The sequence below is a fragment of the Streptococcus sp. LYSM12 genome (assembly GCF_004569635.1).
Classification (GTDB): Bacteria; Bacillota; Bacilli; order Lactobacillales; family Streptococcaceae; genus Streptococcus.
Map to the genome: position 1 here is coordinate 83918 of NZ_SPOZ01000004.1, position 22931 is coordinate 106848.

The 22931-nt window shown below is 41.6% G+C and carries 22 protein-coding genes and 1 riboswitch; of the genes, 1 reads left to right on the top strand and 21 read right to left on the bottom strand.

Annotated elements, in window-relative coordinates:
* Positions 1 to 97: 97 nt before the first annotated feature.
* The 6 genes from groL to E4T79_RS02135 all read right to left on the bottom strand — a co-directional run bounded on the left by groL (position 98) and on the right by E4T79_RS02135 (position 4618).
* Positions 98 to 1720, bottom strand: coding sequence for a chaperonin GroEL (groL, locus tag E4T79_RS02110; RefSeq protein WP_135027155.1), 1623 nt, complete (start codon positions 1718 to 1720; stop codon positions 98 to 100).
* A 17-nt stretch (positions 1721 to 1737) separates the two neighbouring features.
* Positions 1738 to 2022 carry a co-chaperone GroES gene (gene groES, locus E4T79_RS02115; RefSeq protein ID WP_135027157.1) on the bottom strand — a complete coding sequence of 95 codons (285 nt, stop codon included), beginning with the start codon at positions 2020 to 2022 and terminating at the stop codon, positions 1738 to 1740.
* Positions 2023 to 2887: 865 nt separating this feature from the next.
* Positions 2888 to 3283 carry a single-stranded DNA-binding protein gene (locus E4T79_RS02120; RefSeq protein WP_135027159.1) on the bottom strand — a complete coding sequence of 132 codons (396 nt, stop codon included), beginning with the start codon at positions 3281 to 3283 and terminating at the stop codon, positions 2888 to 2890.
* Positions 3284 to 3362: 79 nt separating this feature from the next.
* Positions 3363 to 3989, bottom strand: a complete 627-nt coding sequence (gene ytpR, locus E4T79_RS02125) for a YtpR family tRNA-binding protein (protein WP_135027161.1) — start codon at positions 3987 to 3989, stop codon at positions 3363 to 3365.
* A gap of 3 nt (positions 3990 to 3992) precedes the next feature.
* Positions 3993 to 4313, bottom strand: a complete 321-nt coding sequence (locus E4T79_RS02130; RefSeq protein ID WP_135027163.1) for a thioredoxin family protein — start codon at positions 4311 to 4313, stop codon at positions 3993 to 3995.
* Positions 4310 to 4618, bottom strand: coding sequence for a DUF4651 domain-containing protein (locus E4T79_RS02135; RefSeq protein WP_245168028.1), 309 nt, complete (start codon positions 4616 to 4618; stop codon positions 4310 to 4312). Before E4T79_RS02135 ends, E4T79_RS02130 begins: the two co-directional genes overlap by 4 nt.
* Before the next feature lie 28 nt (positions 4619 to 4646).
* Between E4T79_RS02135 and pepA the strand changes: the two genes are divergently transcribed.
* A complete protein-coding gene (gene pepA, locus E4T79_RS02140) occupies positions 4647 to 5720 on the top strand; it encodes a glutamyl aminopeptidase (protein WP_135027167.1) in 1074 nt (357 codons plus the stop codon).
* Between the two features lie 202 nt (positions 5721 to 5922).
* Here the strand turns inward: pepA and E4T79_RS02145 are convergent, their stop codons facing one another.
* The 15 genes from E4T79_RS02145 to rpoB all read right to left on the bottom strand — a co-directional run bounded on the left by E4T79_RS02145 (position 5923) and on the right by rpoB (position 22632).
* Positions 5923 to 6486: a folate family ECF transporter S component gene (locus tag E4T79_RS02145; RefSeq protein ID WP_135027169.1), complete on the bottom strand. Its 564-nt coding sequence runs from the start codon at positions 6484 to 6486 to the stop codon at positions 5923 to 5925.
* Positions 6487 to 6524: 38 nt separating this feature from the next.
* Positions 6525 to 6614, bottom strand: a riboswitch (THF riboswitch).
* A 90-nt stretch (positions 6615 to 6704) separates the two neighbouring features.
* Positions 6705 to 7232 carry an ECF transporter S component gene (locus E4T79_RS02150; RefSeq protein WP_135027213.1) on the bottom strand — a complete coding sequence of 176 codons (528 nt, stop codon included), beginning with the start codon at positions 7230 to 7232 and terminating at the stop codon, positions 6705 to 6707.
* Positions 7232 to 8089, bottom strand: a complete 858-nt coding sequence (locus E4T79_RS02155) for a pyridoxamine kinase (RefSeq protein WP_135027171.1) — start codon at positions 8087 to 8089, stop codon at positions 7232 to 7234. The genes E4T79_RS02150 and E4T79_RS02155 overlap by 1 nt, the downstream gene beginning before the upstream one ends.
* 319 nt (positions 8090 to 8408) lie before the next feature.
* Positions 8409 to 9599, bottom strand: a complete 1191-nt coding sequence (locus E4T79_RS02160; RefSeq protein WP_135027173.1) for an acetate kinase — start codon at positions 9597 to 9599, stop codon at positions 8409 to 8411.
* A 49-nt stretch (positions 9600 to 9648) separates the two neighbouring features.
* On the bottom strand, positions 9649 to 10602 hold the full coding sequence (locus E4T79_RS02165) for a class I SAM-dependent methyltransferase (protein ID WP_135027174.1): 954 nt from the start codon (positions 10600 to 10602) through the stop codon (positions 9649 to 9651).
* A gap of 22 nt (positions 10603 to 10624) precedes the next feature.
* Entirely contained in the window at positions 10625 to 11020 is a 396-nt protein-coding gene (gene comGG / locus E4T79_RS02170) for a competence type IV pilus minor pilin ComGG (protein WP_135027176.1), read from the bottom strand.
* 10 nt (positions 11021 to 11030) lie between these two features.
* A complete protein-coding gene (gene comGF, locus E4T79_RS02175; RefSeq protein ID WP_135027179.1) occupies positions 11031 to 11465 on the bottom strand; it encodes a competence type IV pilus minor pilin ComGF in 435 nt (144 codons plus the stop codon).
* Complete coding sequence (gene comGE / locus E4T79_RS02180) at positions 11452 to 11745, bottom strand: competence type IV pilus minor pilin ComGE (RefSeq protein WP_135027181.1); 294 nt, start codon at positions 11743 to 11745, stop codon at positions 11452 to 11454. The genes comGF and comGE overlap by 14 nt, the downstream gene beginning before the upstream one ends.
* Positions 11717 to 12145: a competence type IV pilus minor pilin ComGD gene (gene comGD / locus E4T79_RS02185; RefSeq protein ID WP_135027215.1), complete on the bottom strand. Its 429-nt coding sequence runs from the start codon at positions 12143 to 12145 to the stop codon at positions 11717 to 11719. Before comGD ends, comGE begins: the two co-directional genes overlap by 29 nt.
* Positions 12105 to 12419 carry a competence type IV pilus major pilin ComGC gene (gene comGC / locus E4T79_RS02190; protein WP_135027183.1) on the bottom strand — a complete coding sequence of 105 codons (315 nt, stop codon included), beginning with the start codon at positions 12417 to 12419 and terminating at the stop codon, positions 12105 to 12107. Before comGC ends, comGD begins: the two co-directional genes overlap by 41 nt.
* Before the next feature lies 1 nt (position 12420).
* Positions 12421 to 13449 carry a competence type IV pilus assembly protein ComGB gene (gene comGB / locus E4T79_RS02195; RefSeq protein ID WP_135027184.1) on the bottom strand — a complete coding sequence of 343 codons (1029 nt, stop codon included), beginning with the start codon at positions 13447 to 13449 and terminating at the stop codon, positions 12421 to 12423.
* Positions 13370 to 14320: a competence type IV pilus ATPase ComGA gene (comGA, locus tag E4T79_RS02200; protein ID WP_135027186.1), complete on the bottom strand. Its 951-nt coding sequence runs from the start codon at positions 14318 to 14320 to the stop codon at positions 13370 to 13372. The genes comGB and comGA overlap by 80 nt, the downstream gene beginning before the upstream one ends.
* Before the next feature lie 169 nt (positions 14321 to 14489).
* Positions 14490 to 14852, bottom strand: coding sequence for a DUF1033 family protein (locus tag E4T79_RS02205; protein ID WP_135027188.1), 363 nt, complete (start codon positions 14850 to 14852; stop codon positions 14490 to 14492).
* A gap of 507 nt (positions 14853 to 15359) precedes the next feature.
* Entirely contained in the window at positions 15360 to 18995 is a 3636-nt protein-coding gene (rpoC, locus tag E4T79_RS02210; RefSeq protein ID WP_135027190.1) for a DNA-directed RNA polymerase subunit beta', read from the bottom strand.
* 73 nt (positions 18996 to 19068) lie between these two features.
* On the bottom strand, positions 19069 to 22632 hold the full coding sequence (gene rpoB / locus E4T79_RS02215) for a DNA-directed RNA polymerase subunit beta (protein ID WP_135027192.1): 3564 nt from the start codon (positions 22630 to 22632) through the stop codon (positions 19069 to 19071).
* Positions 22633 to 22931: the final 299 nt, after the last annotated feature.

Sequence of the window (22931 nt, forward strand, 5' to 3'; positions counted from 1 at the left end):
CCAAGATTTGTACTATAACCATTGAAGCCATCAACCACTGCATTCGGTTCATAAAGTAAGAAAGCTGGGACTTAGTCCCAGCCTCTTTCTATACATTCTACATCATACCACCCATCATGCTCGGATCCATTGCTGGAGCTGGAGCAGCTGGTTCTGGTTTGTTTGCAACAACCGCTTCTGTTGTCAAAATCAAGCTAGCAACACTGGCTGCATTTTGAAGGGCAGAACGCGTCACTTTGACAGGGTCAATAATTCCTGCATCAATCATATTAACCCACTCACCAGTTGCAGCATTGAAGCCTGTTCCAGGTTCTGAGTTTTTCAAGCGATCAATCACGATTGAACCCTCAAAACCAGCGTTTAGAGCGATTTGACGAACAGGTTCTTCCAAGGCACGAAGGACAATATTACGCCCGGTTGCCTCATCACCTTCAACCTCAAGGCTTGCAACGGCATCAATGACTGTGACAAAGGCTGTTCCACCACCTGCAACAATCCCCTCTTCAACAGCTGCACGAGTTGCATTGAGGGCATCTTCAATGCGGAGTTTCATTTCTTTCAACTCTGTTTCCGTTGCTGCTCCGACCTTGATGACTGCTACACCACCTGACAATTTCGCTAGGCGTTCTTGTAATTTCTCACGGTCAAAATCTGACGTTGTTGTTTCAATTTGCGCTTTGATTACTCCGATACGGTTACTAATCGCTGCTGCATCACCTGCACCTTCGACAATGACCGTTGTATCTTTATCAACACTAACTTTAGATGCTTGCCCAAGTGCTTCAATGGTCGCATCTTTCAACTCAAGACCAAGATCATCTGTAATAACAGTACCGCCTGTCAAGATAGCAATATCCTCAAGCATGGCCTTACGGCGATCTCCAAATCCTGGTGCTTTCACTGCCACAACATTAAAGGTTCCACGGATTTTATTTAAAACAAGAGTTGGAAGTGCTTCTCCATCCACATCATCCGCAATAATCAACAGCGGACGACTGCTTTGAAGAATACTTTCTAGCAATGGCAAGATTTCTTGAATGTTTGAAATCTTCTTATCTGTAATCAAAATATATGGATTATCCAGTTCTGCTACCATTTTCTCATTGTCTGTCACCATGTACTGAGAAAGGTAACCACGGTCAAACTGCATGCCCTCTACGACATCCAATTCCGTTTCCATCCCCTTAGACTCTTCAATGGTAATCACACCATCTTTTCCGACTTTCTCCATAGCCTCGCTGATGTATTCTCCAACCTTAGCACTACGTGAAGATACAGCAGCTACTTGGGCTATCGCTTCTTTATTTGCAACGGGAACAGAATTCGCCTTAAGGGCTTCTACTGCAGTGCGGACAGCCATTTCAATTCCACGACGGATACCGATTGGATTTGCTCCTGCGGTTACGTTTTTAATTCCTTCACGGACAATAGCCTGAGTCAAAACAGTTGCTGTTGTTGTTCCATCACCTGCGATGTCATTGGTTTTGGAAGCAACCTCTGACACCAATTTAGCCCCCATATTCTCAAAATGGTCTTCTAATTCAATTTCTTTGGCAATCGTCACACCATCATTCGTGATAAGAGGTGAACCGAAAGCTTTTTCAAGCACAACATTTCGTCCTTTTGGACCCAAGGTTACTTTTACTGTATCTGCTAAAATATCAACACCACGTACCATGCTGCTACGTGCATCTGATGAAAATTTGATTTCTTTTGTCATATTTGTTTCCTCCTTGATTATTCAACAATAGCAAGAATATCTGCTTCACGAACAAGCAACAGTTTTTCGTCACCATCTTTTACTTCAATACCTGCATGATTTTCAAGTAAGACTTTATCACCAGATTTTACACTAGACGGTACCAATTCCCCAGTTAGCGTACGGACTCCTTCACCAACAGCAAGCACCTGCGCTGTTTTAGTTGTTTCATGTGCATGCCCAGTGAGAACAAAGCCACCGACTGTCTGTTCTTCTTGTTCTTCTACTTTCACGACCACTCGGTCATTTAATGGCTTAAGCATATCATACCTCCAAAAATACATTCTATTTTAGCACTCCCTATATCCGAGTGCTAATTTCTTTTGTTTTTATTATATCATTTGGTCAAAAATAGTCAAGCAATTTTCTCTACCTTTTCACAAATCGGACTCAAGACTGATAGTTAGACGATAACCGTGCGAAGCAGCTCCTATCTGCACTAGAAATTTTATTCTTTCAGCAAACAGTTGTATTCCTATCCTCACTCGTCCGTGCAACAACATTCTAAAAAATCAAATCATTTCATACTCGTTAATCACCTTCTTCCAGCTTTAGCTCACCTTGCTGACACCTCAGTTCTACTTCCGTTTTCCTTACTCTGTCAGATGTTGATTTTTATAGAGTATCCAGATTGTTTTGTGCATCATTCATCTGTGAATACCCGTTCCTACTAAACATCAAAATCTCCCATATTGACAGTTCCTTAGAGAGAAAGAGTCTCAAGATTTTACTGATGTCCTATCTCTTCAACAATCATGTTTAAACCTAAATGCAATTCTTAGGTTCTGCATTTGCCAATAAGGTACTGTGATGCAAGTTTCAAAGCAATTTTAAAGGGATACTGACTATAGTTTGAAAAACGAACGGTTAACAAAATAAGGTGTTGAAGTGTGCATACAGGTTCTTATGTTGTGACAAAAGTAGTCAACCTCTCTGAATGTTACAGCATTTCCACTTCAAAAAAGTAGGGCATACTATTGCTACCACATGCGGAAGTAAATTTAGAAAACATGTAGTGGCGTATGTAACAGAGAGCCACTCCCCATCACAGGTTACTCGTTGAAGCAGAAGCACTCTATCATTTGAATAGCTTGAAACATGTCCCTATCTTTTGCTGGATATCGCTTTCTAGAACGGTAGCTCTTCTTCATCTAACACCATATCAGCTAAACCCTCGCTCACGTTATTTTCACGCATAGCACGTTGGGCGCGACTTTCAAGTAATTGAAAGGACTGTCCCAGAACTTCTGTCACATACTGGTTCTGACCATTTTTTTCATATTTACGCGTGCGAAGCTCACCATCTATAGAAATAAGACTCCCCTTTCCACCGTAAGATGCCAAAATCTCAGCTAATTTATCCCAAAAGACTGCTGTAATGAAGTCAGCTTCACGCTCACCATCTCCCGTTTTAAACCGCCGATTAACTGCTAGCGTTATACGTGTGAGATGTTTTCCACTCACTGTTTGATTCATTTCAGGTTGGGCCGTCAAACGGCCAATCATAATCACTTTATTATACATTTTTATCCTCCTACTAACCTATTCGTAAAAAATAAATAAAAAAAAATTGGCCAAAACCAATTTTTTTATTTATGAACGATTATCCTTGCCAATGTCTTGCAGGGTCAAAAGGTGTTCCGACTACTTCACTTGACTCTAGCTCAATAATACCACGTTTTTGTGGTGCATTTGGAAGCTGTAATTCACGAGGACTACACATCATTCCAAAGCTCTTTTCTCCGCGCAATTCTCCTGGAAAAATCAAGCTACCATTTGGCATCATGGCCCCCGGCAATGCAACGATCGTCTTTAAACCTAGAGCCACATTTGGAGCACCTGCTACGATTTGGATGACCTTGTCTTCTGCCACCTGGACTTGACAGATATTCAAGTGATCGCTATCTGGATGAGCGGTCAGCTCAACTATTTCTCCAACAACAAATTTTGGCTCACGATCATTAAGTAACCGCTCTTCAAAACCTTCTTTTTGCAATTCTTGATTGAGAATGGCAACTTCTTGATCTGTCAAAAAGACTTGACCCCGTCCAGCAATGTCGAATAAGTTAGATACTTGAAAAATATTCCAGGCAACTGTTTCGTGACTATCTACCTGAAAAACGCGTGCCACATTGCCCTTACGCTCAACAGCGACCTTTGCATCCTTGCTATCTGAAACGACAATCATCAAGACATCGCCCACATACTCCTTATTATATGTAAAAATCATTCCTTACCCTCTCATATTTGCTAAAAAATCATTGATTTCCTGCTTGGTCTTGCGCTCACGGTTGACAAAGCGACCTATCTCCTTACCTTTTTCAAGTACCACTAAACTCGGAATTCCAAATACATTCCACTCCTGCGCCACTTCTAAATACTCATCTCTATCCACTAAGACAAATTGAAACTCTGGATTGGCTGCTTCAATTTCTGATAAAAAAGGCTTGATATAGCGACAATCACCACACCATTCTGCTGAGAAGAAAAAGACCTGTTTCCCCTCTTGTTCTGCTAAATTTGCTAACTCTTCAATATTCTTCGGAATAATCATATCAACTCCTCCTCGTACCAAATTACTCCAGCTTCATTTTCAAACAAATAGCTCTGTCCGTTCTCCATGACTACCCCGCCAACTAGACAATCCTTACTTGAGACCATTTCATTGATAAATACGGTAGCAATCTCTCCGTATTCCTCAAAAAATGCCCGCACCTGCTGAAGCGCCTTAGCTTTTTTTCGCTCTTCATATACAGTCATCAAAGACCAAGCGCTAGCTGCTAGAATACTTGCTCCAACTACGCCTGCTAGCAAGGCTCCTTTTTTCTTCTTCATACCCAACATTTTACCATAATTCATGATAAAATAGTAGCTAGGAGGAACAATTATGTCACATTCTAATTTATTCAAAAAAATCAAAGAAGTTACCGAATTACAAGGTATCGCAGGCTTTGAACACGAAGTCCGAAACCATATTCGCCACAAAATCACCCCTCATGTGGATCGTGTTGAAACTGACGGTCTAGGGGGCATTTTCGGTATTAAAGATACTACCCAAGCAGATGCACCACGTATCATGGTGGCTGCCCACATGGATGAAGTCGGATTTATGATTAGCCAGATTAAGGCAGACGGGACTTTCCGAGTGGTTGAAGTCGGGGGTTGGAACCCATTAGTGATAGCAAGCCAAGCCTTTACACTCCATTTACAAGACGGGCGTCAAATTCCTGCCATTTCAGGTTCCATGCCTCCTCACCTTTCCCGTGGTAGCAGTGGTGGTGCTGGAATTCCCTCTATTAGTGATGTAATCTTCGATGCAGGATTTAGCTCAAAAGAAGAAGCTGAAGAATTCGGTGTTCACCCTGGTGATATTCTCGTTCCTAAAAACGAAACGATCCTAACAGCAAATGGTCAAAATATCATTTCAAAGGCTTGGGATAATCGTTTCGGGGTTCTCATGGTGACCGAATTGCTCCAACATCTCTCAGGTACACAACTACCAAACCAATTAATCGCAGGAGCCAACGTTCAGGAAGAGGTCGGTCTGCGTGGTGCACACACTTCTACCACCAAATTCAATCCAGATATCTTCCTTGCGGTAGATTGCTCACCAGCAGGCGATATCTTTGGAGAGCAAGGCAATATCGGAGACGGTACTCTCTTACGTTTCTACGATCCAGGTCATATCATGCTAAAAAATATGAAAGATTTCTTGCTAACAACCGCAGAAGAAGCAGGTATCAAATTCCAATACTATTGCGCAAAAGGTGGAACTGACGCAGGAGCTGCCCACATGAAAAATCACGGTATCCCGTCTACCACAATCGGTGTCTGTGCCCGTTATATCCACTCGCATCAAACTCTGTACAACATGGATGATTTCTTGCAAGCGCAAGCGTTCCTACAAGCGATTGTCAAAAAACTTGACCGTTCAACGGTTGACTTAATCAAGCATTACTAATTCACTCATTTGACAAGCGAGGAGATCAATTCCTATATATACGATACTCTTTCCTATCACATTTCTGGCCGTAGAGCGACCATATCACCCGTGCTAGTTCCCTCGCTATGGTCAATGGATTTCACCAGTAACGCCTGCTCTCATCAGAGGACATATCCCTCATATCTTAAAAAGCAACAATGGGATGAATTGTTGCTTTTTCTTATTTCTTAATGCCCATTAGTTTACGAACTTCTGGGATTCTATGAAGCTGTGGCAAGAGAAGCATTGTCACAACCACTCTAAATGGAATTTCTATAATTTTAAAAATGCGTCCCTGAACAAAAAATTGTACTGAAATCGGGACATGCTGATAAATTTGATTGAGGAGTGGTGTTAAAAAAAAGGTCCCAATCCCCATAATGACTACTGTAGCCCCAAGTACGTAGAACCAGTCTTTTCTACTATGAATGTCCAACTTTTTCCCGTAGTAAAAGTAACCATATAAAAAGCCTTGTACTGCTTCTAGCAAAGTAAACCAAATAATAAACGGATACCCGGAATTTAAGGCCGTTAGGACATCATTTACCACAAATACAATAATTGCAATCCATGGCCCAGCTAGCATTCCTATAAGAGTATTTGCAATAAATGACAGACTAACTTTTAGCGTGCTAGGAATAATCCAAAATGAATAGTAATGTCCCAAAATATAGCGAATAGCGATTAACATCGCTAAGACAACCAATAACTGAACCCCAAATTTAGGGGATTTTTTCAAAAACATACTCTGCTCCTTTTAACAACTGGAGCTGTCGGTTCTTCGACAGCGGATGCAATGGTTTATCGCGCTTTCGCTTCGTTGTATGGCAACATCCCATCCATACACACTTAACGCAAACCACCTACTCTGTGCAAATTAGCTTTGCCTTATTATTCTACCATATCCAGATGATTTTGACTAGAACATTTCCCAACAAAAAGATTTCAATGCTCTTTGAATAGCTATCGCCTAAAAATCCTCTTTAAAATCGGGTAAAGAATCGGAACAGCAATGATTGTTACTAAAGCAGTGCCAAACGTTCCTCCGATTTTAAGCACTGCAGCCACCACTGCAACCCGCATATTCACTCCACCAATCAAGCCATTGATGATTGTGTACTTCGACAAGTTGCTCACCATTTTAGTAATCGCAGCTATAATCCCCACAATAACAACATTCCTCGTCTGGCTATCCGAATGCATCATTTTTTCAAAAACTAGATGAAGGACTAAACAAACGATGAGAGATTCTAAAATTGTGATCCACACTACTGCTGCATAACCATTTAACATATCAAATAATCCAAGGCCAACTGTCGCGACCAAGGCTCCCAATCTCGAACCATAGAGCAACACAGCTACCACCACTAAGGCATTACCAATATGAACAAATTGAACCCCTACCGGAATCCGTAGAAATTGTACACTAATGATAATCAAAGCAGCATATAAACTCAGCTCCACTAATTGACGCGTTGTCAGACGATTCATCATTTTTTCTCCTTTAAATCATTCATCTGGCTAGCTAACTCCGCCACATACGGCTCATAACAGAGCCCCATCTTCAAATCACGCTGTAATGTCAAGGTATGTCGCAGCGTTTTATCGATAAAATCGAGCGCAAGGTCTGCTACCTCATTTAGCGCTATGCCATGAAAATAACCCGCCCCTAAAATTGCTGTAAGCAAATCTCCCGTTCCAAAAAAATGATGTGGAAAAGATTTTGCCATATGGTAAGAAACAGTTCCTTTTTCCCTATCAAAATGAACCAAGCCAATTTTACCTTTCTCAAACGCAATACCTGTTATGATAAGGTGCTTATTCTCCAGTATGCTTAGCGCCGCTAGAAGTTGCTCCACATCTTCTTTGCTACAATTCTCACCCATATAGGTACAACCTGCCAATAAACAGGCTTCTGTGATATTGGGTGTAATAACATCTGCCCCCATACAAAATCGACGCATAGCTGTCACAAACTCCTCCTGATAGCCCGCATACAAGCGACCTTTATCTGCCATAACTGGATCAACAAACCGTGTAATTTGTTTCTGCTCAGCAAATGCAGCGACCCTATCAAGCTGTTCTTGCGAACCAAAATAACCTGTTATGATTCCATCAATTTTTAAATCCATGTCCTGCCACTGATTTAAAAATCCTTTCATAGCTGCGTCAAGTCGTGTGATACTGATATTGTCAAAACCACCTGTATGAGAAGACAATAAGACCGTCGGCAAAGAAATAACTTCAATCTGACAAGAAGCCAGAATTGGAAGAGCCATTGATAAAGCGACCTTTCCTAGCCCAACAATATCATTGGCAACAATCACTGATTTTGTTTGTCCTGTCATACGTTTACTTGGATTCCCTTTCCCTTATATCATCAACTAACCATATTGTAAAAAAATTCAGCTGGCTACACAATAGGAAAAAAAGTAATTTGTCTGGGGACAGATGGATGTTTTCTAGCGAGATTGGACAAAAACTCTTAAACTAAGCAAAGGCTTAACATCAAGTCCGTTAAAGCCTTGATATTAAGTCTTTGCTACATGGAGTTTGTGTCTTAACCTATGGAATACAAAAAATGGAATCCCCAGCAAGAGGAGTCCATTTCTATTAAAATCTATATTAGCAGCCCAGTACTGTGAGTACACGTTCTGATTTCCAATTTTATTTTTTCAAACGTTCTACATCACGCGCAATGACGAGTTCTTCATCGGTTGGAACAACTAAGACCTTGACCTTAGAATCAGGAGTTGAAATATCTCCTTCTGCTCCAAAAATATTCTTTTCTGGATCCAACTCCATACCAAACCAAGATAAGCCTTTTACAACTGCTTCACGGACGGCTACAGAATTTTCACCAATACCTGCTGTGAAAACGAGAGCATCTGCCCCATTGAGGACTGCAAAGTATTGACCGATAAATTTTTGAAGTCTGTTGACCAACATGTCAAAAGCAAGCGTACATTTGGCTTCCCCAGCATCACGCCCAGCTTCTACTTCGCGCATATCACTTGAGATTTCTGCAATCCCCAAAATACCAGATTGCTTGTTGAGAACATTCACAACATCCGCAGCATCATTCAATTCTGCAACATTTTCAATGAGATAAGGAATGATTGCAGGGTCAATATCTCCAGAACGAGTTCCCATCATTGGTCCAGCTAGTGGAGTGAAGCCCATTGAGGTATCAACAGATTTGCCACCATCAACAGCTGTGATTGAAATCCCATTTCCAATATGAGCGGTAATTACTTTTAGCTCTTCCACTGGTTTATTCAAGACTTTCGCTGCTTCACGTGAAACATAGTAGTGAGAGGTTCCATGCGCTCCATACTTACGGACTTGATAATCTTCATAATACTTAGTCGCAATTGGGTAACGATAGGCTACTTCTGGCATAGTTGTGTGGAATGCTGTATCAAAAACCGCGACACTTGTAATATCTGGCAATATATCCTTGAACGCCCGAATACCCGCAGCATTTGCCGGGTTATGAAGGGGTGCTAGAGCGGATAATGCCTCGATTTTAGCAAGCACTTCATCATCAATCAAGACAGAATCTTTGAAGAATTCACCACCAGCTACCACGCGGTGACCAACACCTGTGATTTCTGAAAAGTTTTCAATGATATGATGTGCCAATAGGTCATCCAATAAAATTTTAACAGCTTGCACATGGTCAGCAATATCAAGTGTCTGACTAGCAGATTGACCTTCAAATTTAACGGTTGAAACCGAATCTTTTAGACCAATGCGCTCAATCAAACCTTTCGCCAACACTTTTTCTTCTGGCATTTGGTATAATTGCCATTTCAAACTAGAGCTACCTGCGTTAATCGCAATTGTTTTTGACATAAGATTCCCCTTTTTAAGCGTTTTCCTAACTAGTATATCAAATTTTCACTTAAATTGCATTATCTTGTTTCCATTTTTTGAAATTCTCAGTAAACTGTTGCAATTCTTCCAGATTTTGTAAATCCGTCAATGGATACATAAAAGTCTCTACCAGCATATCCGTCTGCTTCTGTAATACAAAAATCGTTTTCGCCATCAGCTGTGTCCCAAATAAATTAGACGGTAAGGTCAGTACCGCAACAACTCTGGCATTATCTTGTAACCAAGCTTTCAAGAGCGGACTTTGAGGACTGGTCAGTAAATCATTTGGTGCAAGTAAGATAGCATATCCACCCTGTTTTAAATATTTCAAGGACTGTTCCATCAACAAGTGATGAGCATAGGTATGCTCTGTTGAACTTGCCACTTGATAGCGCTGAGCTATGCGATCATCTGGATAGTAACCAATTGGTAAATCACCAATGATGACTTGACTTTCTTTTAAAATCTGCGGACGAATCGCATCTCCTTGAGCAAAATGGCTACTACTTTCCATCACATCCGCAATACTTGCAGATAGGTCAATCAACAAATCATCCACTTCAATGCCGAGATAGTCAATTTTTTTCTGGCTATGATTTAAAATTGTTTGCGCCAGATTACCAGTTCCAGAACCAATTTCCAAGACAGTAACCTGTTTCTCACTCACCAAGTGGTCCAACAGAAAGGTCAAGATAAAGCCAATACTGTCTGGAGTAAATTGATGATTGTACTGCATCGGTTCTGTCTGATTAGCTTTGATAAAGAGAAATTGATAGGACCTGCGCCACTCCTCAGCCGTCAACTGCAACTGCTTTAGAGCTTCAATATTAGCAACAATAACTTCATGCTCATGGTTGCCTGCCAAATAAGCAGCATTCTGCTCAATCAAAGCATCATAAAAGTTTGTTCCCAAAAGATTTTGGAGGGTTTGGACATTTTCTAACAGCAAGTCATACGCCTGTTCAATTTTTTCAAAATTCATATTCCTATCATATCAAAAAAGACTATTTTTTGCTAGGCAAAGGAAAAGAATAGAAAAACTCATGACCAGAGATTGTCGTAACTGTCACAAGAAGTTGATGGTTATCAGACTGATAATGCGATTGCCCTTTAGAAAATCGGAGATGCCCCTGTACTTTGATGTCCTTTCGGGCTGCCTCATTCTTCACATTTTCCGCCTCCAATTCTCGCTCCATCTTTGAAGACCGCAGAGATTTTTTTGTCATTTGGATTTTTGAGCTCATTTCTTCCCGCGCAATATCAGCTGTCCATTCCGCTATCAAATGGGCCTCTACACTTTCGTGATTAGCCGAAACAACTCGCGCTTCTGATATTTGAGCATGTAAATAGAATTGCAGCACCAAACTAAAAACCGCAACCATAAATGTAGCATATAACATCACTCCTGCCCTACACTTTTTCTTCAAAACGATAAACAAAACTTTTCTCCCAACCATTATCAAAGGTGATATCAATCTGTACAAAGGCTTTTTCTCGTCGGATTTTAGCGGAAGCAACCTGATATAACATGGGTTGATATCCCTGCCCCTTATCATTTGTTTTACGGAAATCATCTGCTTTTGATTTACCAAAAGACAGTCGATGACCAGATTTATCAACATACAGATGATCATGTTCCACCTTAATGAAACGAGTCCCGTCCAACTCATAGCGCAGTTGGTCCGCAAAAACAAGCCACTTCTTTTCAACACTCGTTTCCTGATAAAGCATTTCATGGCGGATTAATTTCGCTAGACCATCAAATACTAGTAGACTTCCTGATAAGACAAGCAGAGCTACTAGACATTCAAGTAGGGAAAAAGCTGGCATCTTACTCTTTTTCAATATGCAATACCTCCTCACCTTTATGCCACACACGCATATGATGAGCATCTCGTTCAATGGTTACACTCACTCCATTCAAGACAAGGTGCTCCTGTTTTGTCTGTATGGCCATCTTTGCTAGCAAAAGTATCTCCTGTCTTTGCCATTGTTCCTCTTGCCATCTCCTGCTGTGAATGACTCCTGTCAAGAGTAAACTTGCAATCATGGAAAAAATGGCGAGAGCAACCAAACTTTCTAGCAAAATATAAGCCTCATTTCTCTGTTTTTTTATAATTCCCACTCCCTAGGTATAATTGATAACTTATTTTCTTCTGATGTGTTAAAAATTCAATTTTTGCTAAAGACGAATTTCCCCCATTATGATCCAATACAATCTGTTGCCTCTGATTGACCTGTACAGTGGCTGGTAATCTCAAGCGATCATACCCATTTGAAATTGTAGAACCTGTAAATTCAAGTACCACCGACCTATGAGAAGATATAGCTAGCTGTTGACTCGTCTTATACATGGTTTCAAACTTGAGGAAAAATAACTGCTCCTCTACACCTGTCAATACATTACGGACCGAACTTGATAGTAGAATCGTCAAAAAACTAACAATAAATAGCGTCAGCAAACTTTCCAACAAGGTATAAGCTCTATGGGTTGACTGTACGAGATTTATCTGTATTTTTCGCATAGTATTCATTGTAGGCTTCTGCCTGTGCTTCCGTAACTGCTCCTGCCTCTACCAATTTAGACAGGCTTGCTTCTCTTCCATTTTGTAATTCATACAATTCAGCTTGCCCCTCTACAACTTTTACAACAGCTGCATTGCCTGCCTGCTTAACAGTTTCTTTTTGCTTACTTATATTAGGGATGAATAAGAGCAATAAAATACTGATGATAAATAAGACCACTAGCATTTCTATTAGAGTAAATCCTCTGACGGTTAACTTTTTCAATTTTTTCATTTTAAACCTCCATGTGTTGATAGATTGGTAGCAACATCGCTGCATAAATTAAGACAATAAGCAAGGCGACAAACATAAATACAAGTGGTTGAATGAGCTGCATGGAAGCAGTCAGCCTCACAAAAAATTCCTCCCAACATTCATCAGCATACAGTCGTAACTCATGTCCTAACTTATCTTTAACTTGACCATATTCAATCATGAGACTTAACTCCTTCTTGAAAAAAGGATAGCGCTTAACATGCTCTTCAAAGGCAATCCCCTTGTCTAAGGCTAGTCCCAGCTCCGTCCCGATACTGCAAAACAAAGCAGATTGTTGCTCTTGCATCAAGTGAATAATCCGAGGCATTTCAAGACCTTGACCGATGAGATTCCCCCATTCACGCGCATAATAAGCCGTGAGATACAGCTGAATCAACCTCCCTAAAAATGGCAATCGTACTAGTAGACTGACTGCCCTTATTTTCTCAGATTTCCGGTACCAATACTTCAGTAGCACTACCAAAACCAAACTAGCAACAACCGATGCTAGAAAAACAATTGGAAGATAATCCATTATCCTCGTAACTCCATTCCTCTCTTCTAATTGAGGTAAGAGATAACTATTTAATCCCAGCATAATCGCAAGCAAAAATCCTAACAATATCACTGGATAGGTGGCTACTTCAACTAGTTTTTTACGCACTTTTATAAAATTTCCTAAGTAATCTTGAATGTTTGTCAAGCTTAACTCCAAATTCCCATGTACTTCTGCCAAGGATACTTGGGTTACAACTACGTCTGAAAATTGCAGATCCGAAAGAAGAGCTGCGAAAGATTTTCCAGTCATCAACCCTCTGGATAAAATACTAGTATAACTATCTGCTAGTAATTGACTTCTTTTTAAGAAATCAACAATTTCTACCAAGTGAAAACCACTCGTAAACAGATTAGTGAATAATGCGATAATCTTACGCTGACGAGTCAAAGATAATTTTTTCGGCCTGCGCTTGACGAACACTGATATGTCCTGCTGTAAAAAGTCTGTCAATCTGCTGATTCCATTGCGTTGCTGAATAGGTTTGATAGGCTTCCGTTGCCACATCTACAATTCCTCCTCCTCCAATTAAACGTTGATAAATAATCCCCTGTAAAGCATGGTGCAATTCATCAGAACTCACTCCTAACTCTAACATGCGGGCATAGACACCTGAAATACTTTTTCCATGAACCGTTGAAAAAATTGTTATCCCTGTCAAACTAGCACGAATAACTGCTCGGGCTGTCTCCTTATCTCTAATTTCTCCAATAATCAGTAAATCCGGTCGATGCCGAAGAGATAGTTTAATCAAGCTGTCATAAGTTAAACCAATGGTTTCATTGAGTTGTAATTGCAACATCGCATCTCGCTTAATTTCGACAGGATCCTCAATAGTGACAATCTGTTGTTCTGCGAATTTCATTTCTGCCAAATGATACATCAGAGTCGTTTTACCAGATCCTACCGGTCCTGAAAATAAATACAGCCCCCGTCCTCTTATCGTGTCTTGAACACGGTCTAAGGCATCAAACCAGAAATGCAATTCTTCTTGCTGATCGTACAAGAAACGAATTACCAGACTTTCTTTTCCACGATAATCACCAACCGTTGACAGTCTGAGCGCTATTGTTCCTACCTTATAGTCATAATCACATGCCCCTTGCTGGCTACGTCGTTTTTCGCCAACATTCATCCCTGCCACAAATTTAAAATGACTAATGATCGCAGCATAGGTCGATTCATCAAACTCACCAATCAAACTCCTAGTATCCAATACCCGTTCATAGACTTGGTAAGAAGCTTCTCGGGGTAATAAATAAAGATCGCTTACTCCTTTTGCTACTGCTTCCCGAATCAGTTCTTGCGCTATTTTTTGAACCATAGTTCCTCCTCACTTTCTTTATTCGTAAATCATTTCATTTTTTATAATTTTTTTAATCTTTTGGAACCTGTGCTCATGAAGTGCCTTGATTCTGGAGATGATGTTCAATCATTCAAACCATTTTTGAAGAAATACAGACTAAAAAAATCGGCGCAACGCACCGAATTTTCTATAAAGTTTTATTTCTCATTTTACAAAAACGTGGCCTTCTCCCTGTCGTTTTAGCTTTGCGCTGTAAACCTCTTGGTAAGTTTTCCTTAGCTTCTAAGAGGATTAAGGAATGATAATTTTGTAAATATTCATCACATTCCTCGCACCAATATTGATCTTCTGGGGTCCAGAAAGCCGTCATCAAGCCGTCCCGATTTTTCTTCATCGGAAATCGTTCAGATAAGTACACCCATTGGCATTGGTAATCTTGCAACGCTTCTTCATAATTACTATACTCATTTTTGCTGATAATCTTTTCTTCCCAGCCATCTAAAAACCACCATGGTTCAAAATCACCATACATTCTAATGACTTGATACATCTCTCATACTCCTCTATGTCCACTATTATAACGAATTTTCAAAAAGGAGAAAAAGATTTAGCTTGTGAAATTTGTTCATAAAAAGAGCAGAACAAGGTCATGATGCAAGCGAGCCTTTTCTCGCTTGCTACTTTTTAGACTTAGACAGAACTGACGTTCCATAAGATGAGAAAATGACAGAAAAAATCGATGTTTGGTAAATACAATGTATCGTCTTTCCGTTTTATTTTACTACGAGGCAACAAGTCGCAAGCATAACTGGAGATAGACAAGGCGAGGCAACGACGTACTAAATTAAAACGGAAAGACTGTCCAACATTTACCAATTCGACAACTATAGCCACTTCGTTTCTATTTTTATTACTTCGTTCACTCGTCTTGCTGTACTCCAGTACTACCTGCGACTCCTTGCCTAGTACTAAAAATAAACGAAACGGCTACACTACATCAAGCTATTTCTACGATGAAATTTAAAGAGGTTAGGACTTTGTCCCAACCTCTATTTCATTATTCTGTTACCATTTCTTCTGCCAATTCCTCAGCAATGGTGTCTTCGATAATTTCAATTTCATTAACAGCCTGTGGCTCAATATTACGGTAGCGTGCCATACCAGTACCTGCTGGAATAATCTTACCGATGATAACATTTTCTTTCAAGCCGAGAAGATTATCTCGTTTACCACGGATTGCCGCATCTGTAAGGACACGAGTGGTTTCTTGGAAGGATGCTGCTGATAAGAAACTATTGGTTTCAAGAGAGGCTTTGGTAATTCCCATAAGGACAGGACGAGCAGTCGCTGGGATACCACCTGCAATTACCACATCTGCATTGGCATCAGTAAAGTCTGTAATATCCATGAGGGTTCCCATCAGAAGGTCTGTATCCCCTGGATCCATGACACGAACTTTACGTAGCATTTGACGAACCATTACCTCAATATGTTTATCTCCGATTTCCACCCCTTGGCTACGGTATACTTTTTGTACTTCAGCAAGTAGGTAGGTTTCAACAGACAAGACATCGCGAACTTCAAGCAAGCGTTTCGGTTGGATTGAACCCTCTGTAAGAGCTGCTCCGCGAGCCACTTGATCTCCGACCTGTACTTTCATACGTGCAGTAAATGGTACAACGTATTCGCCCTCGCCAGTCTTACCCTTAACGTAGACTTTCTTAGTACGAGTCGCAACGTCTTCATCAATTGCAGTCACCTCACCCTTGATTTCTGTAATCACCGCTTCCCCTTTCGGATTACGGGCTTCAAAGATTTCTTGGACACGAGGTAAACCTTGTGTGATATCTGAGTTAGAGGCTACACCACCCGTGTGGAAAGTACGCATTGTCAACTGAGTACCAGGCTCACCGATAGACTGAGCAGCGATTGTACCAACTGCTTCACCTACCTCAACTGCATCACCTGTTGCCAAGTTGATACCATAACAGTGACGACACACACCATGGCGCGTGTTACATGTAAATACAGAGCGAATGGTCACTTGCTCGACGCCAGCATTGACAATTTCACGGGCAATATCTTCTGTAATCAATTCGTTTGGACCAATGATAACGACCCCTGTTTTAGGATGTTTAACTGTTTTCTTAGTATAACGACCTTGCAAACGCTCTTCAAGTGGTTCAATCATTTCCTTGCCATCTGTAATGGAACGGATATCCAAACCACGGTCAGTTCCACAATCGTCCTCACGGATGATAACATCTTGAGCAACATCAACAAGACGGCGAGTCAAGTAACCTGAATCGGCTGTCTTCAAGGCCGTATCCGTCATCCCTTTACGAGCACCATGAGTAGAGAAGAACATTTCGAGAACGGACAATCCCTCACGGAAGTTTGACAAGATTGGCAATTCCATGATGCGCCCATTCGGTGCTGACATCAATCCACGCATTCCGGCAAGTTGGGAGAAGTTCGAAATGTTTCCGCGAGCTCCAGAGTCCATCATCATAACGATTGGATTCTTCGGATCTTGTGATTCTGTCAAGCGTTTCTCCAATTTCTCTTTGGCTGAACGCCATTCATCCGTAACAGCTGCATAACGCTCATCATCCGTAATCATACCACGACGGAATTGTTTCTTAATTTGTTCAACACGTTCGTGAGATTCTTCAATGATTTCTGCCTTGTTATCAATTACTGGAATATCTGCGACTCCCACTGTCAAACCTGCAAGAGTTGAGTGGTAGTAACCAAGATCTTTCAAGCGGTCAAGGAGGGCAGAGGTTTCCGTTGTGCGGAAACGTTTGAAAATTTCAGCGATGATATTTCCAAGGTTTTTCTTCTTGAATGGCGGATTGATTGGAAGCGCTGCAATCGCAGCTTTAATGTCAGATCCGGGCTCCAAGAAATACTTGTCCGGTGCACCTTCTGTCAAATTGGCATTAGTTGGCTCTTGCAGATATGGCAAACCTGCTGGCATAATCGCATTAAACAAAATCTTACCAACAGTAGTCATCAGAACCTTGTGTTTTTGCAATTCTGTCCAAGGCTTGTCAAGGCTGTCTGTTGCAATCCCAACACGGGTATGCAAGTGAACATAGCCATTGCGATAAGCCATAACAGCTTCATCCATGTCTTTAAAGACCATCCCCTCGCCTTCACGACCAGCATCTTCCATTGTCAAGTAGTAATTTCCCAAGACCATATCCTGAGACGGTGTTACAACTGGCTTCCCGTCTTTCGGATTCAAGATGTGTTCTGCTGCAAGCATAAGGATTCGTGCTTCTGCCTGTGCTTCTTCTGACAATGGCACGTGAATCGCCATTTGGTCTCCGTCAAAGTCTGCATTGTAAGCCTCACAGACGAGCGGATGTAGGCGAAGCGCCTTACCGTCAATCAAGACTGGCTCAAAAGCCTGAATTCCAAGTCGGTGTAGGGTCGGTGCGCGGTTTAAAAGTACTGGATGCTCCTTGATTACTTCTTCAAGAATATCCCAAATACGGTCATCTCCACGTTCGATCAGGCGTTTAGCTGCTTTTACGTTCCCTGCAATCTCGCGGGCAACAATTTCACGCATGACAAATGGTTTAAACAGTTCAATTGCCATTTCACGTGGAACACCACATTGATACATCTTCAAAGTGGGACCTACAGCAATAACAGAACGACCTGAGAAGTCAACACGTTTTCCAAGTAAGTTTTGACGGAAACGACCTTGTTTTCCTTTCAACATGTGACTGAGAGATTTGAGCGGACGGCTACCTGGTCCTGTAATTGGCCGACCACGGCGACCATTATCAATCAAGGCATCAACCGCTTCTTGAAGCATCCGCTTTTCATTTTGCACAATGATGCCTGGTGCATTCAACTCAAGCAAACGCGCCAAACGATTATTCCGATTAATGACACGGCGGTACAATTCATTCAAGTCAGAAGCCGCAAAACGTCCACCGTCCAACTGCACCATTGGGCGTAAATCCGGCGGAATAACTGGCAAGATGTTTAAAATCATCCACTCGGGTTTATTTCCAGATTTGTAGAAAGCATCTAACACATCCAAACGACGAACTGCCTTAATCCGCTTTTGTCCAGAAGCTGTTTTTAACTCTTCTTTCAAGGCTGCAATTTCTACTGGCAAATCTACTTGCTTAAGCAGGTCTTGAATTGCCTCAGCCCCCATTTTCGCAACGAATGAACCGTGTCCATACTCACGCAATTTTTCACGATATTCACGCTCTGTCATGATAGATTTGTGCTCAAGCGGTGTATCCTTTGGATCAATCACCACATAAGCCGCAAAATAAATGACTTCTTCAAGCGCACGTGGGCTCATATCAAGAGTCAACCCCATACGACTCGGGATACCTTTAAAATACCAAATGTGAGAAATCGGAGCTTTCAACTCAATATGCCCCATACGCTCACGACGGACTTTAGCACGCGTCACTTCTACACCACAACGGTCACACACGATTCCTTTATAACGGATACGTTTGTATTTTCCACATGAACATTCCCAGTCTTTTGTCGGACCAAAGATGACTTCATCAAAGAGTCCATCACGCTCTGGTTTGAGCGTACGATAGTTGATTGTTTCAGGTTTTTTAACTTCACCATAAGACCACGAACGGACTTTGTTAGGAGAGGCTAAAGTGATTTGCATACTTTTAAATCGATTTACGTCAACCACTAATAATCCCTTTCTTCATTTCTAATAGGAGGATGCGTCAGAAACAGGTACAACATCCTGTTTCTGTTCATCCTTATTCTTCTGATTCGGCTGCAAAGGCAGCTGCAGCATCAGCTGCGGCCTTTGCACGCGCTTTTTCTAAATCATCTACGTGGATGATGTCGTCATCTTCGCCCTCATCAAGATCACGAAGCTCTACTTCTCGATCATCTTCATCAAGGACACGCATGTCAAGACCAAGTGATTGTAATTCTTTGACCAATACGCGGAATGATTCTGGCACACCTGGCTTTGGAATTGGTTTCCCTTTGGTGATTGCTTCATAGGCTTTCAAACGACCGTTGACATCGTCTGACTTGTAGGTCAAGATTTCTTGAAGAACGTTTGATGCTCCGTAGGCTTCTAAAGCCCAAACCTCCATTTCACCAAACCGTTGTCCACCAAACTGCGCTTTCCCTCCAAGAGGTTGTTGGGTAACAAGTGAATAAGGTCCGACAGAACGTGCGTGAAGCTTATCATCAACCATGTGGTGGAGTTTAATCATGTACATGACTCCAACAGACACACGGTTATCAAATGGCTCACCAGTACGGCCATCGTAGAGAATTGTCTTAGCATCACTATCCATACCAGCTTCTTTAACGGTTGACCAAAGATCTTCTGAACTTGCTCCATCAAAGACTGGTGTTGCAATGTGAATGCCCAAGTTACGGGCAGCCATTCCAAGGTGCAACTCCATAACTTGTCCAATATTCATACGAGATGGTACCCCGAGTGGATTCAACATGATATCAACTGGTGTCCCATCTGGAAGATATGGCATGTCTTCTACTGGGACGATACGAGAAACAACCCCTTTGTTTCCATGGCGTCCCGCCATTTTATCTCCGACCTTGATCTTTCGTTTTTGAGCGATATAAACACGGACCAGCATGTTAACACCAGATTGTAATTCATCGCCATTGGCACGTGTAAAGATTTTCACATCACGAACGACACCGTCAGCACCGTGAGGCACACGAAGTGAGGTATCACGAACTTCACGAGATTTATCACCAAAGATAGCGTGGAGAAGACGTTCTTCTGCTGACAAGTCCTTCTCACCTTTTGGAGTGACTTTACCAACAAGGATATCCCCCTCTTTGACCTCCGCACCAATACGGATAATTCCCATTTCGTCCAAGTCTTTCAGAGCATCCTCACCAACGTTTGGAATTTCACGTGTAATTTCTTCAGGACCCAACTTAGTATCGCGTGTTTCTGATTCATATTCTTCCAAGTGAACAGAGGTGTAGACATCATCTTTCACCAAGCGTTCACTCATGATAACCGCATCCTCAAAGTTGTAACCTTCCCATGTCATGTAGGCAACGATTGGATTTTGTCCAAGCGCCATTTCCCCGTTTTCCATAGACGGTCCATCCGCAATAAATTCACCTTTTTCAACAATATCGCCCACTTTCACAAGGGTACGCTGGTTATAGGCTGTACCTGAGTTTGAACGACGGAATTTTTGGATGTGGTAGACATCAAGGGAGCCGTCCTCACGGCGTACTTCTACCTTATCTGCATCTGCGTATGTTACTTTCCCATCATGCTGGGCAATCACTGCTGCTCCTGAATCGTGCGCTGCTTGATATTCCATACCAGTCCCCACATAGGGAGCTTTGGGATCAATCAATGGTACAGCCTGACGCTGCATGTTGGCTCCCATGAGGGCACGGTTGGAGTCATCGTTTTCAAGGAAAGGAATACATGCTGTCGCAACGGCAACTACCTGCTTAGGTGATACATCCATGAAGTCAGCAGATTCTGCTGGGAATTCTTGGTTATTCCCTTGGTGACGTCCCATGACAATCTTATCTACAAAACGACTGTTTTCATCAAGTGGAGAAGTAGACTGGGCTACGATATAAGCATCTTCTTCATCGGCAGTCAACCAAACAATTTCATTTGTCACAACCCCTGTGGCACGATCAATCTTCCGATACGGTGTCTGGATGAAACCGTACTTGTTCAAATGTCCATAAGAAGACAAGTTATTGATCAAACCGATGTTTGGTCCCTCAGGTGTTTCAATCGGACACATACGACCATAATGAGTGTAATGCACGTCACGAACTTCGTATCCAGCACGGTCACGTGTCAAACCACCAGGTCCTAAGGCAGACAAACGACGTTTGTGGGATAGCTCTGATAAGGGATTGTGTTGATCCATGAATTGTGACAACTGGGATGAACCAAAGAATTCTTTAATTGCTGCAGTTACAGGACGGATATTAATAATTTGTTGCGGAGTCAATACTTCATTATCTTGTACACTCATGCGCTCACGAAGATTGCGTTCCATACGTGTCAAACCAATACGCACTTGGTTGGCAAGCAATTCACCTACGGCACGAATCCGACGGTTTCCAAGGTGGTCAATATCATCAACACGACCAAGCCCCTCTGCAAGGTTGAGGAAGTAGCTCATTTCAGCCAAGATATCTGCTGGTGTAATTGTCCGAACATTTTCTGCTGGATTGGCATTTCCAATAACTGTTACAACACGGTCTGGATCTGTCGGAGCTACAATCTTGAATTTTTGAAGCAAGACTGGCTCTACCACAACAGCAGCATCATTCGGGCTATATTCCACCAAATTCAATTCATCGAACTGAGCTTCAACTGATTCGAGTACATCACGGCTCAAGATAGTTCCTGCTTCAAGGACAATCTCTCCCGTATCACCATTGATGACATGCTCTGCCAAGGTTTGGTTGAGCAAGCGCGTACGAAGATTCAACTTCTTGTTAATCTTATAACGACCAACAGGCGCCAAGTCATAACGACGCGGATCAAAGAAACGTGCAATCAATAAGCTACGTGAGCTTTCTGCTGTTTTAGGCTCACCTGGGCGAAGACGCTCATAAATTTCTTTGAGCGCTTCATCAGTACGCGAGTCTGCTGGGTTTTTATGAATATCTTTTTCAATGGTATTGCGCACCAATTCGCTGTCACCAAAGATATCAAAGATTTCATCATCTCCTGAGAACCCAAGCGCACGAACAAGGGTTGTAAATGGAATTTTCCGAGTACGATCAATCCGTGTATAAGCAATGTCTTTTGAGTCTGTTTCAAGTTCTAACCATGCACCACGATTTGGGATAACAGTTGAACCATAGCCAACCTTACCGTTTTTATCAACCTTATCATTGAAGTAAACACCAGGCGAACGCACAAGCTGACTAACAATAATTCGCTCCCCACCATTGATGATAAAGGTTCCCATTTCAGTCATGATTGGAAATTCACCAAAGAAAACTTCTTGTGTCTTAATTTCACCTGTTTCTTTGTTAATCAAACGGAAAGTTACAAATATCGGCGCTGAATAACTCGCATCATGAATACGTGCTTCTTCTAGGGTGTACTTTGGTTCCTTCAATTCATAACCAACAAATTCCAATTCCATGGTATCTGTAAAATTGGATACTGGAAGTACATCTTCAAAAACTTCTTTAAGACCGTGATCCAAGAATTCTTTGAATGAGTCCGTTTGAATTTCAATCAAATTTGGTAAATCAAGAACTTCTTTGATTCTTGAAAAACTACGACGGGTACGGTGCTTGCCGTACTGAACTTCATGTCCTGCCAAGTTTTTAACTCCTTCTTTTTTCTCTAGGCCTAGATGAGACCACACACTGTCGTTTTGTCTGAATTTTTAGAATCTTTAAGAATTGATGACAATCCTCCAAAAATACCAAAAACAGACACAAAAAGAGCAGCTAAATCTTCCTTAACTAAGCATGATTTAACTGCTGCAAGCCTTGTCTGGACAATATTTCAAACAAGGCACACGACAAATAATATACGACTATTATACCCTATTTCTCATGATTTTTCAAGAGGTACAGCAGGCTGTTTCATGCTATACCCTTGAAAAATTTCTTTGAC

Excerpts from the sequence above, each read along its gene's own strand:
- groL (WP_135027155.1), bottom strand. The coding sequence starts at position 1,720 with ATGACAAAAGAAATCAAATTTTCATCAGATGCACGTAGCAGCATGGTA.
- groES (WP_135027157.1), bottom strand. The coding sequence starts at position 2,022 with ATGCTTAAGCCATTAAATGACCGAGTGGTCGTGAAAGTAGAAGAACAA.
- E4T79_RS02120 (WP_135027159.1), bottom strand. The coding sequence starts at position 3,283 with ATGTATAATAAAGTGATTATGATTGGCCGTTTGACGGCCCAACCTGAA.
- ytpR (WP_135027161.1), bottom strand. The coding sequence starts at position 3,989 with ATGATTTTTACATATAATAAGGAGTATGTGGGCGATGTCTTGATGATT.
- E4T79_RS02130 (WP_135027163.1), bottom strand. The coding sequence starts at position 4,313 with ATGATTATTCCGAAGAATATTGAAGAGTTAGCAAATTTAGCAGAACAA.
- E4T79_RS02135 (WP_245168028.1), bottom strand. The coding sequence starts at position 4,618 with ATGAATTATGGTAAAATGTTGGGTATGAAGAAGAAAAAAGGAGCCTTG.
- pepA (WP_135027167.1), top strand. The coding sequence starts at position 4,647 with ATGTCACATTCTAATTTATTCAAAAAAATCAAAGAAGTTACCGAATTA.
- E4T79_RS02145 (WP_135027169.1), bottom strand. The coding sequence starts at position 6,486 with ATGTTTTTGAAAAAATCCCCTAAATTTGGGGTTCAGTTATTGGTTGTC.
- E4T79_RS02150 (WP_135027213.1), bottom strand. The coding sequence starts at position 7,232 with ATGAATCGTCTGACAACGCGTCAATTAGTGGAGCTGAGTTTATATGCT.
- E4T79_RS02155 (WP_135027171.1), bottom strand. The coding sequence starts at position 8,089 with ATGACAGGACAAACAAAATCAGTGATTGTTGCCAATGATATTGTTGGG.
- E4T79_RS02160 (WP_135027173.1), bottom strand. The coding sequence starts at position 9,599 with ATGTCAAAAACAATTGCGATTAACGCAGGTAGCTCTAGTTTGAAATGG.
- E4T79_RS02165 (WP_135027174.1), bottom strand. The coding sequence starts at position 10,602 with ATGAATTTTGAAAAAATTGAACAGGCGTATGACTTGCTGTTAGAAAAT.
- comGG (WP_135027176.1), bottom strand. The coding sequence starts at position 11,020 with ATGTTATATGCTACATTTATGGTTGCGGTTTTTAGTTTGGTGCTGCAA.
- comGD (WP_135027215.1), bottom strand. The coding sequence starts at position 12,145 with ATGCGAAAAATACAGATAAATCTCGTACAGTCAACCCATAGAGCTTAT.
- comGC (WP_135027183.1), bottom strand. The coding sequence starts at position 12,419 with ATGAAAAAATTGAAAAAGTTAACCGTCAGAGGATTTACTCTAATAGAA.
- comGA (WP_135027186.1), bottom strand. The coding sequence starts at position 14,320 with ATGGTTCAAAAAATAGCGCAAGAACTGATTCGGGAAGCAGTAGCAAAA.
- E4T79_RS02205 (WP_135027188.1), bottom strand. The coding sequence starts at position 14,852 with ATGTATCAAGTCATTAGAATGTATGGTGATTTTGAACCATGGTGGTTT.